Source organism: Microcoleus sp. C2D2 (assembly GCF_036702495.1).
Lineage (GTDB): Bacteria > Cyanobacteriota > Cyanobacteriia > Cyanobacteriales > Microcoleaceae > Microcoleus.
The window spans coordinates 1-14,223 of record NZ_JAUBTO010000087.1; the positions used below are offsets into that span (position 1 = coordinate 1).

At 45.1% G+C, this 14,223-nt stretch carries 14 protein-coding genes, 1 other RNA gene and 1 pseudogene; 14 read left to right on the forward strand and 2 right to left on the reverse strand.

Annotated features, from left to right (window positions below; translation table 11 throughout):
* The coding region (locus QUB61_RS24235) for a reverse transcriptase domain-containing protein (RefSeq protein ID WP_333190144.1) at positions 1–999 on the forward strand (999 nt) is incomplete at its 5' end.
* 184 nt (positions 1,000–1,183) lie between these two features.
* Here QUB61_RS24235 and QUB61_RS24240 read toward each other — a convergent pair.
* Positions 1,184–3,658, reverse strand: a complete 2,475-nt coding sequence (locus QUB61_RS24240; RefSeq protein ID WP_333132688.1) for a putative PEP-binding protein — start codon at positions 3,656–3,658, stop codon at positions 1,184–1,186.
* A gap of 72 nt (positions 3,659–3,730) precedes the next feature.
* Here QUB61_RS24240 and QUB61_RS24245 point away from each other — a divergent pair, with 72 nt between their 5' ends.
* Positions 3,731–4,417 (forward strand): ComF family protein, encoded by a 687-nt coding sequence (locus QUB61_RS24245; RefSeq protein WP_333132689.1) that lies wholly within the window; start codon positions 3,731–3,733, stop codon positions 4,415–4,417.
* Positions 4,418–4,549: 132 nt separating this feature from the next.
* Here QUB61_RS24245 and QUB61_RS24250 read toward each other — a convergent pair whose 3' ends face one another.
* Complete coding sequence (locus QUB61_RS24250; RefSeq protein ID WP_333132690.1) at positions 4,550–5,104, reverse strand: 2'-5' RNA ligase family protein; 555 nt, start codon at positions 5,102–5,104, stop codon at positions 4,550–4,552.
* A gap of 139 nt (positions 5,105–5,243) precedes the next feature.
* On the opposite strand from QUB61_RS24250, the pseudogene QUB61_RS24255 reads away from it, so the two are divergent.
* From QUB61_RS24255 to QUB61_RS24310, 12 genes and pseudogenes are all read left to right on the forward strand, one after another.
* Positions 5,244–5,490, forward strand: a pseudogene (locus QUB61_RS24255) (YciI family protein).
* Between the two features lie 23 nt (positions 5,491–5,513).
* Positions 5,514–5,610, forward strand: an RNA gene (gene ffs / locus QUB61_RS24260) — signal recognition particle sRNA small type.
* 23 nt (positions 5,611–5,633) lie between these two features.
* Positions 5,634–6,014, forward strand: a complete 381-nt coding sequence (locus QUB61_RS24265; RefSeq protein ID WP_333132691.1) for a hypothetical protein — start codon at positions 5,634–5,636, stop codon at positions 6,012–6,014.
* 198 nt (positions 6,015–6,212) lie between these two features.
* On the forward strand, positions 6,213–6,656 hold the full coding sequence (locus QUB61_RS24270; protein WP_333122939.1) for a hypothetical protein: 444 nt from the start codon (positions 6,213–6,215) through the stop codon (positions 6,654–6,656).
* Positions 6,657–6,690: 34 nt separating this feature from the next.
* On the forward strand, positions 6,691–7,266 hold the full coding sequence (locus tag QUB61_RS24275; protein WP_333132692.1) for a Uma2 family endonuclease: 576 nt from the start codon (positions 6,691–6,693) through the stop codon (positions 7,264–7,266).
* Positions 7,267–7,356: 90 nt separating this feature from the next.
* Complete coding sequence (locus tag QUB61_RS24280) at positions 7,357–8,727, forward strand: DNA phosphorothioation system restriction enzyme (RefSeq protein ID WP_333132693.1); 1,371 nt, start codon at positions 7,357–7,359, stop codon at positions 8,725–8,727.
* Positions 8,728–8,930: 203 nt separating this feature from the next.
* The gene (locus QUB61_RS24285; RefSeq protein WP_333132694.1) at positions 8,931–9,206 is read left to right on the forward strand and encodes a hypothetical protein; all 276 of its coding nucleotides are present in this window, start codon (positions 8,931–8,933) and stop codon (positions 9,204–9,206) included.
* On the forward strand, positions 9,203–11,269 hold the full coding sequence (locus QUB61_RS24290; protein ID WP_333132695.1) for an AAA family ATPase: 2,067 nt from the start codon (positions 9,203–9,205) through the stop codon (positions 11,267–11,269). The genes QUB61_RS24285 and QUB61_RS24290 overlap by 4 nt, the downstream gene beginning before the upstream one ends.
* On the forward strand, positions 11,259–11,912 hold the full coding sequence (locus QUB61_RS24295) for a Uma2 family endonuclease (protein ID WP_333132696.1): 654 nt from the start codon (positions 11,259–11,261) through the stop codon (positions 11,910–11,912). The genes QUB61_RS24290 and QUB61_RS24295 overlap by 11 nt, the downstream gene beginning before the upstream one ends.
* 12 nt (positions 11,913–11,924) lie before the next feature.
* Positions 11,925–12,245, forward strand: coding sequence for a nucleoside triphosphate pyrophosphohydrolase (locus QUB61_RS24300; RefSeq protein WP_333132697.1), 321 nt, complete (start codon positions 11,925–11,927; stop codon positions 12,243–12,245).
* 92 nt (positions 12,246–12,337) lie between these two features.
* Positions 12,338–12,808 carry a DNA phosphorothioation-associated protein 4 gene (locus QUB61_RS24305; RefSeq protein WP_333132698.1) on the forward strand — a complete coding sequence of 157 codons (471 nt, stop codon included), beginning with the start codon at positions 12,338–12,340 and terminating at the stop codon, positions 12,806–12,808.
* Between the two features lie 10 nt (positions 12,809–12,818).
* Entirely contained in the window at positions 12,819–13,865 is a 1,047-nt protein-coding gene (locus QUB61_RS24310; protein ID WP_333132699.1) for an endonuclease/exonuclease/phosphatase family protein, read from the forward strand.
* The last annotated feature ends 358 nt before the right edge of the window (positions 13,866–14,223 follow it).

Consider the following 14,223-nt stretch of genomic DNA (forward strand, 5'->3'; position numbering starts at 1 on the left):
ATTGACCACAAATTCTTAATGCAATCAGTCCAACTACCAAAGGCAGCAAAACAAGGGGTATTTAGGGCAATAAAAGCAGGAGTCAGAGGAGAATTTCCTTCATCAGAATCCGGTACGCCGCAAGGTGGAGTTTTCAGCCCATTACTAGCAAATATAGTCCTTCACGGATTAGAGAACGTTGGTCATGAGGTCAGATTAAAAATCAGAAATGGTGGAAGATACATAGACACTATTACTGGATTTCGTTATGCGGATGACGTTGTGTTTATCCTGAAACCAGAAGACGACCCTGAACCCCTCCGAGGACACATTGATAAATTCTTGGAAATAAGAGGATTAAAAGTCAAAGAAGCCAAAACCAAAGTCGTACATAGTACAGATGGTTTCGACTTCCTTGGGTGGAACTTCTCAGTTAAACCCAATGGTAAATTCATTTCAACGCCAAGTCAAAAAGCTACAGTTAGCCTTAAGGCAAAAGTTAAAGAAGTGATAAAAGATAGTCGTTTCACTCTAGAATATCGAATCAACAAGTGTGGTTCGGTAGTAAGAGGGTGGAGAAATTACCATAGATTCTGCGATATGAGTCAACACGACCTGTGGTCACTGCGCTATTGGTTATGGAAATTCATTCGCAAACAAGGAAGATACAACCGTTATCAAACCAATAAGGTTATAAAAAGAGCAATTCCTGCGGTTAGTTGGTCAGCCTGCAAGTTTGTCATTGTCAAGGGAGATAAATCACCCTATGATGGCGATTTTGTTTACTGGTCAAAACGAGAGAATGCTCACTACGATGGGATAACGGCACGACTTCTCAAGAAACAGAATCACAAATGTACAGAATGTAATCTATCGTTCATTTCAGGTGATATTGCAGAATTACACCATATCGACGGCAACCATGACAATTGGAAACCTATAAATTTGGAAGTTCTACATCGTGAATGTCACCAGCATCAGACCGTTCATGGTCAGGTGAGAGTCCGAACAGCGGGTTAAACCCGACTTATTAGGTGTCAGACTAGGAGCCGGATGCAGTGAAAGCTGCACGTCCGCGTTCTGAACCAGAGGTGTCCTGTGGTAACACAGGCATCGACTCTAATTAAATCAGAGGTGCGGAGGACAATACCTTCCATCGACTCAACCAAACCGGATTTCTGAGGTAATGTGCATCCGAGACGGGTTAATTGTTAATTATCGATCGAGCGACTTCTAGGAGTAGGCGCTGTTCGGCGCGGACGATCGCCCTGCAAGTTTGTTCTACAGTATCGACATTGACCGAAATAGACGAAATCCCCCACCGCACGAAGGATTCAACTGTCTCGGGATACAAAGCTGGAGCGTCGCCACATATCGAGCAAGGAATGTCGGCGGCCCGGGCCTGAAGGATTAATTGTTCGATCGCCCTCATCACTGCTCGATCGGGCCCGTTGTCAGCACCAGCTACCTGTTCGCTGTTGCGGTGAATGCCTAACAGAAATTGGGTTAAATCGTTGGTGCCGATGGAAATTCCTTGAACTCCTGCTTTTACGTAATCTTGCAATAAAAATAATACCGAAGGAACTTCCGCCATAATCCACAGTTGAAAGTCTGCTGAGCGGTTTTTCCAAATAGTTTCTAAGCGCTGGCGGCAGTATATAAACTCGTCTACCGAGCGCACGAAAGGCAAAATTAAATTAACATTTCTATGGCCTGACTCGCAGACTTTTTGAAGTACGCACAGTTCCCAATCAAATAACTCCGGTTCAAAGGTATAACTGAAACTGCCGTGGGGGCCTGACTCGCGCAAATCCAGAGAGCGATAAAATATCGGCCGCGGCGAAACGGCAGCAGCAAATAAACTCAAGCAATCCGCCATGCGATCGACAAATTCCGATTGGCGGCCGTTTTGCAACCAAATTTTGGGGTTTTGACAGTCCAAAGCTTCCAATGCCATTAATTCCGATCGCAGCAATCCGATGCCGTCTATTGGCAGATTTTTGAGGCGGTCGATCGAAGTTGTTTGGCTGACATTAACTAGCAGTTGAGTCGCCCTTGGTGCGCCCCAAACATATTCGGCAGACTCAGATTGTCGAGATTTAGGCCCTTCATTCGACGATCTATCTGAGGTTGAAGATTGATGGTTGGCTATTGACATTTTTGCTGCTGTACTGTATATAGCTGCATTTTTTGCTGTGTCCCGAAGCCGGCCGCTGTCTCCTGTCTCGATCGCATCCTGTTGGGCGAGGGCAAAAACTTCTCCGCTATCGCCGTCTACCAACACCGAATCGCCCGAGGCGATCGCCCGAGTGGCCCCGGCAACTCCCACAACGGCGGGAATCCCCAATTCTCTCGCTAAAATGGCGCCGTGACCTGTCATGCCTCCTTGTTCAGCAACCACCCCTGCTGCAACTTTCAGCCAAGGCAGCCAATTCGGATCGATTGTCCGGGCTACCAAAATGCTTCCGGCTAAGAATTCCGCGTTTTCTGGGTGGGAATTACTCATAACTTGGGCAATTGCTTCGACTTTTCCTGATGCTGCTGCCACACCTCTGAGTATCGCAGGAGTTCGGGCTGGGGCGATCGAGTTTGGGTGCTCTGGGGCGATCGGATTTTCCTCTACCGACGAGACTTTTTGCCCTTTCACAAGACGAACTTGAGTGAAATAAAACTGCGGTTCGCTGCTGTTGGCTGTTTGGTTTAGCGTCCACTCCAAAATTAAATCCGAGTCAAATTCTGCGATCGCTTTTTTGCTCAATTCAATGATTTTTTTGAGTTGCGATTCTCCTAAAACGTATTCAGTTTGTGCTTTCTCTCCCAGCGCCAAAACTTCCAGGCAACTGCCAGCCAAATCAGGAATTAGAACTGCAGGATCCGGGATTGGGGAAGCAGCCCAATTGTCGCTCGGCAGTTTTTTTGTCGGTTCTCCCTCGTCGGCTTTGATATTGTACGCTAATGTTTTGTAACCGAGCCGTTGGAATTTAACCGCGCCTGTTTCCGGCTGCACTTGATAGTAATCGGGGATGGTTTCTCCCCTAGCCAGGGACATTCCCAAACCGCAGGTGGCTTGGATTTCCCACGCTGCACCCGCCTTAGTTTTCACCTCGCCGGCGGCTATGGCTCCTTGAAGTGGCTGCACCAAAACTGCGGGATTGATTTGCTGTACCAGCAGGCCGCACCGCTGCCAGTAAAATAGACTTCGGGCTCTGAACAGTTCTGCCCAAGCTCGTTTGAGCGCGGCCCCAATGGCTTCTGGTTCTGCCCGTACTGCGTGAGCTTCCAGGATTCCGGTTGTTTTCGGGTTCCAAGAAGCCAGCGCAGGGCGAAACATTAAGGCTTTGGAGTTTGAGTTGAGTTGACAAACAGCAGACTCTAGGGTCGAGAGCAGTGAATCTGGCAGTTGGCCTGCGAGGATTTGGTGGCGGATGCTGCGGGCGATTGATTGCAGTTGTCTGGGTTCATCGACATTTAAGTGCAGGGAAGAGTGTGGCCAGTCAGCAAACAGCGGTTCTAGGCAGTCGATCGACTCTAAAAACTGCCAGAATGTTGTAGCTGGCACGACAAAACCCGGTACAACGGGATGATTTTTCTGGAGCAAACAGCTCAAGTAAAATGCTTTTTCTCCCACTGCATCTCGGTCTGAAGGTTGAATTTTGTCTAACCAGTAGAGGTTTTTCACGCTGCGAGCCTGTCCGTGGAAACAGATTGAATTTGATAGTTTTTCCCATTAATCACTTACCACAATTTTAGGATGAACCAGCGAAAATGGACGGGATTAGTCAAATCTTTTCTCAATCTATTTCTTAAGTCCAACTGTCCTCTTTGTCAGCGACCGGCCGCCGGAGAGTTTTGTCCGTACTGTCACAAGCAACTTCAGCGATGTCAGTTAACGGAACCCGGTCGATTTTGGCATTCAGAGCAACGTGTTTTTGTGTGGGGTGAGTACGGCGGGGCTCTCAAAGCTGCGATCGCAGCTTTGAAATATGACGGCAATCCGCAATTAGCCAAACCTCTAGGTGGCTGGCTGGCAGAAGCTTGGCTGAGTTTTCCGGAATTAGCTACAGACAATTTAACAGTTGTACCCATTCCCCTGCATCAAGAAAAGCTCAAGGAGCGCGGTTTTAACCAGGCGGAACTTTTGGCTGAAAGTTTTTGTGAGCTGACTGGTTTGCCTTTGCAGCGGCACGGTTTGGAGCGGGTGAAAAATACTCAGGCTTTATTCGCTCTGACGCCACTGCAGCGGCAAGCGGAAATGAAAAATGCTTTAAGTTTGGGGAAAGATTTTCGCCGCCGGCTCCCGCGCGATCGAGTGCTGTTAGTTGATGATATTTACACTAGCGGTACTACGGTTAAGTCGGCAATTCAAATATTGAAACTGTCGGGAATTTCGGTTTACGGAACTGTGGCACTTGCAACTCCTAATAAGAGCGATCGGTAAGCTGTGACTGGCTTTAATTTTAAACAGGTTTGTAGTGAGGGAATGATATTGATCGGGATTTGCTAAGAAATAAAATTTGGAAAAACGAACCGCGAAGACGCGAAGGACGCGAAGAAAGAGAAGGGAGAAAGTTTAGGCGGAAAGCGGGAATTGGTTGCTGATGTTCCACCGGCTGCCGTCGTGAAGCAGTAAAGTTAATGCCGATGCGGTAAACTCAAAGTGGAGCGATCGCCCTGCAAATTCCAACCAAGCCGTTTGAAAGTTCTCCTTAGTTAAATCGCGAAACGCTACTGTCATGTGGGGTACAAATGGGCGACTTTGAGAAACTCGATCGACAATTCCCAAATTTGCCGACCTATAACTCATCAAATATGAGTGAATCTCCAGCAATTCGGGCGATTTGACAACATCAGCGTAAATGACGCGGGGGGCGAAAGCGGCAAAACCAGATAGAGTAACGGGAATGGGCCGCCGGTTTACAGAAAACTGGTTCAAACTTTCCTCTAATTTGGGAACATCCTCCGTTAACGAGTGAAAAGGAGGTTGCAGCGTGATGTGCGGCGGCGAATTCAAAGCACCGCGGCTGTTGTAGTGTTCCGCAAAATACTGTTGAATCTCAGTAATGTGCTGTTCAATATCGGGCGGCGGCACTAAGGCAATAAAAAATCGCTGTTTTGACGGGTTCATGGGATAACATCGCTGTTAAGAAAGGATGGTGGAAAATGGAATATAGAGCATTAGCCCGCTTGCCCGATTGCTCATCACCCATTCCCAATCTAAAATATAAAATCTAAAATCCCAACTAAAAAAGCCTTGGTTTGTCAAAATTGAGCAAGGAATTGTCGAAAAGCCTGTTTTTGACCAATACGTGCCAGCTCACAGAGCTTATGTCTGAGAGTTGATTTCTAGGACACCGAGCGAAAACTGGCTACTGGGCGCGGCGGGGCGGCGGTATGTTGCTGTTTGAGGCGGGTTCGATGGATGAGGCGAAGGCGATCGTCGCTGAAGACCCGCTGGTGAAGAACGGTTGCGTTATTTATGAAATTTATCACTGGTGTGTGGTTGAAGAATAAATAACTGTGTTATACTCATAAATGAACTGGACCCACGCGATTCCAACGCCCAAATCTTGTCAGGACCGGAAGGTAGCAGCAACACGGGATGCTTGTAATAGGCGTGGTCTCCGGTTCACCCAGTTTTATGAGGTGTAGTTCCTATGCCTGGTTTCGGAGATATTTTACAGAAAGCAGTTTACCTTGGTGTCGGGCTAGCTTCCTACGCTGGTGAAAAAGCTGGCAGCAAGTTAACTGAATTACGCACTGAAGCCCAAAAGCTGGCAGACGAATTAGTGAAGCGGGGCGAGATGTCAACGGAAGAAGCCCGTCGCTTTGTTGATGATATGGTACAACAGGCTCAGCAGCCGCCGCCCGTAGAACCGGCTGGCGACAAAAAACCGGCTGAACCTCGGCGGATTGAAATTGTTTCGGAGGAAGAAGAGGTTTCGCCCAAAGATGCTAAAGAAACTGGTGGCGTAGACAAGCTCCGCGAACAGGTGCAGAATTTACAAGAGGAATTGCGGCGGCTGAAGCGGGATTAAGCTGGAAAAAGCTCGCGCAGCAAAGCAGGGAGGGAACTCAGGATAATACTCTTGAGTTCCCTTTTTGAATATCTGCCCTGTTAAACTTGACCGGATATCCGGCAATAGGTAATAGAATTGAAAGTAGGTGCGATCGCTTCGCATGAGGCTGGCTCCACCTGTCGGTAAAATATTTTGTAATAGCAAGCTCTCAAATTCATGGAAGATTGGTCTAAAGATTTTTTTGGAGTAATGGAAAATGCTGTTTCTGAAGTAGAGCATTTTTTCAGCGAAATGGGCGAAGAGTTTGTCGAAATGCTGGACGTTTTGGCAAAAATGTCGGAAGAGTTTACTGAACAAGTACAAAATAATCTGATTAATGACATTGACGGTTATTTCAATGAATTTGATGGTTTATTTAATGAATTTATCGAACCGATAATTGAAATTTGCCGCGACTTCGACCCGGAGTTTGATGAGATAGATTTGTCGATGGTGACTTATGTAGACCCTTCGCCGACGCAGCAGCCGGCTTGTCGCGGTTGTCGCAACTATCACGGTCAAGTTTACGGGGGAAATTTGTTGGTTTGTGCGATGCACCCTACCGGTGTGGAATCGGAGAGTTGTGCTGATTGGGAAACTGACAGCGATATGAATTTTTAAGACGGGAGTTGAGTTGTTGAGGGGTTAATGGCTTATGGTAACTTCAATTCAGTCTCCGTCAAAGATTTCTCTGGAAGAGTTTTTGCTATTGCCAGAGACTAAGCCGGCTAGCGAGTATGTTGACGGTCAAATTTCTCAAAAAGCTATGCCGCCAGGAAAACACAGTACGTTACAATTCGAGTTTCCATCGATTATTAATCAAGTTGGCAAACCGCAGAAATTAGCTTATGCGTTTCCCGAATTGCGCTGTACTTTTGGGGGACGTTCTCTTATTCCAGATATAGCAGTGTTTGAGTGGTCGCGCATTCCTCTCAATGCTAATGGAGAAATAGAAAATAGGTTTGAAATTGTGCCGGATTGGACAATTGAGATTTTATCGCCGGATCAAAATCCAACTCGGGTCATTAATAATATTTTGTTTTGCTTAAATCACAATGCTAAACTGGGTTGGTTGATTGACCCGGAAGAAAAATTAGTTCTTGTTTTTAAACCGCAGCAGCAACCAGAGGCGAAAGAGAATCAGGATATTTTACCTGTGCTCGATGTGCTGTCGGATTTGCAACTGTCGGCGGATGATTTGTTTGGGCTGTTAAGTTTCGATCGCCCGTGAGTTACAGTTGAGTATAGGGAATTTTGCATCTAACGGCATTTAAAGGTGAATCGCTCAACGGCTAATAATTCGCAATTTGGGTTTCCGAAAATGCCGCCATCGCTGCAATTGCGACAGTATCAGCGAGTGGCGGTTGCTAATTGGTTTGCGAATCAGGGACGCGGTACGCTGAAGATGGCGACGGGTAGCGGCAAGACGATTACTGCGCTGGCGATCGCCACTGAATTATACAACAAAATTAACCTGCAAGTCCTGCTCGTAATTTGCCCTTACTGCCACCTGGTGAATCAGTGGGCGCGCGAATCAGAGAAATTTTGTTTAAAACCTATTTTGGCTTTTGATAGCGCCCGCAGTTGGCAAAATAAGCTGGCTGCGGGTTTGTATGAAGTGCGAGCGGGCGATTCCCTACGGGATAGCTGCGCTTCACGAGCATTTCTCACAATCATCACCACTAACGCCACATTAATGTCCGATAGCTTGCAATCCCAACTGCGCTATTTCCCAGAAAAAACCCTGATTATTGGAGACGAAGTTCACAACTTAGGGGCACCCCGTTTAGGACAAAGTTTGCCGCGCAACATTGGACTGCGGCTCGCCCTTTCCGCCACCCCAGAAAGGCATTTCGACGAACAGGGAACCGAAGCTATTTTAGATTATTTCGGTCCTGTTTTGCAGCCGGAACTCACCTTAGCCGATGCCATCCGCAAAAAAGCATTAGTACATTATTTATACTATCCGATTTTAGTAGAATTGACCGAAGCCGAAACCCGCAAATATTCCCGCTTAACTCAAAAAATTGGCTGGGCGCTTTGGGGCGATGAAAAAGTAGAAGAAAACGATGCTTTAACGAGTTTATTAATGCAGCGGGCCCGGTTAATTGGAGCGGCGGCTAATAAATTAATAGCTTTGCGAGAATTAATGATTCACCGTCTCGATACAAGCCATACTTTATTTTACTGCGGCGACGGTGCGATCGAAGGAGGTGCGCGCCGAAATAACAACCGCCAACTAACAGAAACCGCGAAGTTATTGGGTTCAGAATTAGGCTACCGAGTTAACACTTATACTGCGACAACTCCTTTAGCAGAAAGAGAACGATTGCGCCGACAATTTGAGAGTGGAGAATTGCAAGGTTTAGTCGCGATTCGCTGTTTGGATGAAGGCGTTGATATTCCAGCAATTCGCAATGCTGTAATTTTAGCAAGCAGCAGCAATCCGCGCCAGTTTATTCAGCGCCGGGGACGGATTTTGCGGCCACATCCGGGGAAGGAAAGGGCAACTTTATTTGACATGATAGTTTTGCCTCCAGATTTGGGCAGAGAAACCTTAGAAGTCGAGCGCAATTTGCTGCGAAAAGAGTTGAAGCGGTTCTTGGAATTTGCAGATTTAGCTGACAATGCTGGGGAAGCTAGAGTGAAATTGCTGCAACTTCAGAAGCGTTACGGGCTATTAGACATTTGACATTTATTAAGGTTCGGTTTATCTTTTAGAATATAGAATTATTTGATAGCAGTTTGAGTTGCTAGTTTAGTTCGCGATCGCACGCAGAGTTCAGAAACCTGGTTTCTTTGTAAATTTCTCGTGACTGTTCACAAAACTCGTAGAAACCGGGTTTCTCGTCCATCAGCCTAGGCCCTGTATATTTGAATATTTGCCAAAAAAATATGACTGAAAATATGACTGAAAATCTGATTATGGCATTTAGATATGAAGATAGCGCGATCGCAGCCGTACCCACAACCATTTTAGCAGAAAAGCGTTCTGCTTATCAAACTCATCAGGAATTCAGCGACGTACAGCAACCAATTACTACCGCGCCACCGGAAGTACGTCAAATTATCGAGCGGGTATTGAAAATTGAAAAAGATAAGTTGTACATGAGAGCTCCCCGCCACATTAACGATGACATTTTAAAAATCATTAAGGAAGAAATTGTATGAATTTAATCTCAATTACTCTGTGCAACTTTCGTCAATTTTACGGCAAAAGTCCCGAAATTAAACTAGCTTCTGGCGTGCAAAATATTACAGTAATTCACGGTAATAACGGCGCTGGAAAAACGGCCTTGATGAATGCCTTTACCTGGGTACTTTACGGAAAATTTAGCGCGGCTTTTGCGGCGGAAGAACAATTAGTAAACAAGCGCGCTCTGGCTGAGGCGGAAATGGGAAAAGCCGTAGGTTGTTGGGCGGAAATTGTGTTTGAACACGACAGTACGCGTTACCAAGCAAAACGCATCTGTCGTGCTTATAAAAGTGAAAACACTGTAGAACATGGCAAGAATGAATTGTTTCTGAATGTAGCAAAAGATAACGGTCTCTGGCTGAAGCCGGAGCAGCATCCCGATGATATTATCGGGCGGATTTTGCCGGAAAGTTTACATAAATATTTCTTTTTTGACGGGGAGCGAATCGAGCAAATTGTCCGGCACGACAAGAAAGCAGAAATTGCTGAAGCTACTAAGGAGTTGCTGGGGGTGGAAGTGTTGAATCGATCGATCCGGCATTTAGTAGAAGCGAAAAAATCTCTTGAGACAGATTTAAATATAATTGGGAATGCTGAAACGAAGAAACTTTTAAAAGACAAGCAAAAAATTGAGCAAGAAGCTGAGCAACTTTCGAGCAGACAAGTAGAAATCGAGCGGGAATTGGCGAACCAAGGGGAGTTAAAAAAAGCAGTTAATGGTAATTTGCTGGAACTCAGCGGTGCTGCCGATTTGCAAAAATTGCGAGACGAATTGCAAAAGCAACGAGATTTATTGAGGCAACAAATTGTTCTGGCTTCAGATGCTATCAAACGAGCAATTTCTGGGCGCGGTTACGCGGTTTTTCTGTCAGATGCGGCGGCTGAATTTGAAGCAATAGTAGGAGGTTTGCGGGAAAAAGGGGAGTTGCTTTCGGGGATTCAGCGGCCGTTTTTGGAAGAGTTATTAGCGCAGCAGCGGTGTATCTGCGGTGCGGAATTAGTGGATGGTTCTGAATCTCGCCAACAGGTTAGCGGTTGGATGGATAAGGCGGGTGTTGGCGATGTGGAAGAAACAACTATTCGGATTAGCGACCGGGTAAATGAAATTGATAGACAAGTGGCTGATTTTTGGGAGGAAATTGACCGACACCAAGGCAATATCAGCCGCGACCGAACCGAACTTTCTCGGCTGGAAACGCAGTTAGACGATATTCATAGCAAGCTGCGAAATTTTCCTGACGAGGATGTCAGCCGCTTGCAAAAGCGCTTGGATGAAATTGAGGCAAAAATTGGCGATTTGCACAGGGAAACAGGCTCTAATCAGCAGCAGATTGAGAGCTTGAATGCGCAGGTTGTGGCTTTGGACAAGCAAATCGACAAGCAGCAACTGAACGAGGAAAGGCAAGTATTAGCCCAGCGCCGGATTGCTGCGACTCAGGATGCGATCGATCGCCTAACTGAAGTGCGATCGCGCTTAGAGAAACAGTTTTCTTCTCAGTTGGAAAAGCGGGTGCAAGATATTTTTAGTCAAATTTCTTTTACTCCTTACATCCCCAAGTTGAGCGATAAATACGAACTGACGCTAGTAGAAAATACGTCGGGACAAGAATCTTTGGTTGCCGCTTCTACAGGAGAAAATCAAATTCTCAGTTTATCGTTTATCGGCGGGATTATTGAGGGCGTGCGGGAGTGGAGTCAAAAGAATACTTTGATGGGCCCGGATAGCAGTACGTTTCCAATTGTGATGGATTCTCCCTTTGGCAGTTTGGACGAGATTTATCGCAAGCAAATCGCGAATAAGCTGCCGAAGTTGGCGAATCAATTGGTAGTTTTGGTAACTAAAACTCAGTGGCGCGGAGAAGTTGCTCAAGAGATGGAAAGTTCCATTGGCCGGGAATACGTGCTGGTGTACAATTCTCCGAAAGCTGATTGTGAAGAAGATGCGATCGAACTGGGCGGGATGCGCTATCCTTTAGTTAAGCGCAGTCCAGATGAATTTGAATATACGGAAATTTTAGAGGTGGATTATGGCTTCTAATTCGGCAAGTACGCAGGTCTTGGAAACGGATATTTGGGTGAAGGCGACATGGGAAGAGTATCTGAATTTTGCTGAGGATTCAGCATGGGAAAAGGGCAAGTTTTATTATTACGAACAACACATGAGGATAGAAATGTCACCAGTAGGGCCATTGCACAGTCGTCATAATTCAGTAGTTTCGAGAGTTGTCAATTTTTATACGGCTTTTAGAAATATCCGAATAGTCGAGTTAATTAATGCCAGTTTTCGCAAAACAGGTATTCGGGAATTTCAACCTGATTTGTCTTATTATATAGGTGCAGATTTTGAATTACCTCCTCGCACGAATACGCCCATTAATTTGAATGAGTTTGTACCTCCAGCTTTAGTGGTGGAAATAGGAGCATCTTCTAGTGCAGATGATTTGGGAGTAAAGCGTTTAATTTACGAACATTCTGAAGTCCAAGAATATTGGGCAGCTAATGCAAATACGAATGCAGTATTTGCCTTTGCTATTACTGCTGGAGGGAGTGGGACAATTCAAAATTCACTGGTTTTACCTGGCTTAGAAATAGCGTTAATTGAGGAAGCTTTGAACCGGAGTCAAACAGAAGATGATGGGGAAATTAATCGCTGGTTGATTCAAACTTTTAGTCAAGGTTGAAGGGAGTTTGACGTGGAAAAAGAGTATCATAAGTTGGTGCGCGATCGCATTCCTGAAATTATTCGTAAAAGCGGGAATGAATGCGAGTTTGTAATTTTGTCGGAGGCAGAATACCGTCAAGCTTTGCTGCAGAAATTGATTGAAGAAGCGGAGGAAGCGGCAGAGGCCCACGAGGAAGATTTGGTGGCGGAATTGGCGGATTTGTATGAGGTAATAGATGCGGTGATGGCGAGTTTTGGCATTTCGGGCGATCGACTTTTGGCGGAACAAATGAAGCGGCGGGAAGCCAGAGGAGGTTTTGCACAAAAAATTATGTTGTTGCGGACATTCTGAAAATTATCTGCGTTAATCTGTGTTTATCTGCCTCTAATCTGCGGTTACTCTATCAATCAAATTACTCAGTTAAAAATTACATATTAATCCCAATGGCTGCTAACAAAATTAGAATTGCTAAAGATAAAGCGGAGTTAGTCAAATCATTAACTTTATCGGATAACAACACTGGCCCTTTCCACACTTACGCCGATGTCATCGCTTTCGCCGCATCCTTGGGAAAGCAGCGGAAAAAACGCTCGCCTTTGGGGGAAATTTCTAAACGAGAACCCGGTGCGATAGATGTTGATATTTTTGTATCGAGGGGCTACGATATGGCGATTAAATTAATTGCGATCGCCGAAACCAAAAATCCTCAAATTCTCTCCCATCTCGACGAACAATTGGAAGCCGAACGCTTGCAAATTTTTGAAGAATATGCTAATGGTGGACTGGAAATTTTGCGAGAAGAGTTGCGGGGTGCGGCGGATTATACCGATCGCCTTTTGTTAGTTTTGATTTCTGAAAGAGACAATCAACATCGGTCAAATGAAGAATTCGATTTAAGCAAGTTCTTATTCTAATAGATTCCCAATGAAGTATCTACTAGCAGAGATAATAAAGAAAGGGCTTAAGGAATCTGCAAAATTTTTCGCTTACAGCTACTCAGGATTCATTATCTGCCATTTCATTCTCAAACTATTTTTTTGGGATAGACTGTGGATTATTGCCTTAATTACCACTTTTATTCCCTTAATTTTCTTCCCAACTTTCCTGCTTCCCATCATCGGATTGTCAATTATCAAAAAAAGATGGTTCACTATTATTTCGGCGATCGCCTGCATTATCCTAATAAGTTGGCTGCACATTAAATACTTTAGCCCCAAACCAATAAACATCACAAATTCGCAGCCCAGCATCAAAGTTTTATCACATAACCTCAGTTGGTATAAAACTCAGTCACCTACTTTACTAAAACTGATTAACCAGCAAAAACCAGATATTATATTTTTACAAGAAATCGTTAGGAAACATACCGAAAGAGCTTTCACCTGGTTAAAAGCAGACTACCCCTATCAAATTGCTACTCCCCCTGTAGGAATTCTCAGTAAATATCCGATTGTATCGAGCGAAATACTGCACTTAGCCGGCCATCGAGAAACGCAGCAACGGGCAATTATTAAATTTAACCAACAAGAAGTAGTGATTTATAATATGCAAGCCACCGGGCCGTGGTTGAAAATATCTAAAAAATTGGGTTTTCTCAGAATTCCAGTTTACAAATATGGCCTACGATCGCCTGAAATTCAAGACTTAGTGCAGCGAGTCGATCGAGAAACTCTGCCAGTAATTGTCGCGGGCGATTTTAATATGACAGACGAAACTCAAGACTATGACAGGGTGCAGAAAGTCATGCAAGATGCTTTCCGAAAATCGGGATGGGGGTTTGGTTTTACCTGGCCTCAGGGTTGGGAACTTAAATTCTTGGTAAAAAGGTCGAATTGGAGATTAAATTATCCGGTTTGCCGGATTGATTATATTTGGTATTCAAAGCATTGGGGTGCTAAATCGAGTTCAGTTTTGGAGGCAACCGAGTCCGATCATTTGCCGATAGCAGCAGAACTAATTTTGTTAAAATGAAGCGGTATAAGCAACAGCATCTACCAAACTTGAGAACGATCGCACCCTCTCGGAACACTCCACCGATCGGGGTAATACCCACAGTACATAATGGTATAATTTTAAATCTACCCGTGCAGAATTGGGTAAGGAGTATTAGAGACCCCTACTTGTAGAAGACCCCCTACGCAGTGAAACAAAGTGCGGGTGTCCTGGGAGGTTTAGATCAAGAAGTTGAGTAGGTGGCGATCGATGGCGCCACCCGCCATAGATCGTTTCCTACCGAAGTGTAGCTATTGATTGAAGTCAAATTTTGGCTCAAATTTATCTATGTTGAACAACTTTAAAGTCAGAGGCCCAATGCTACTTGGCTACTCCG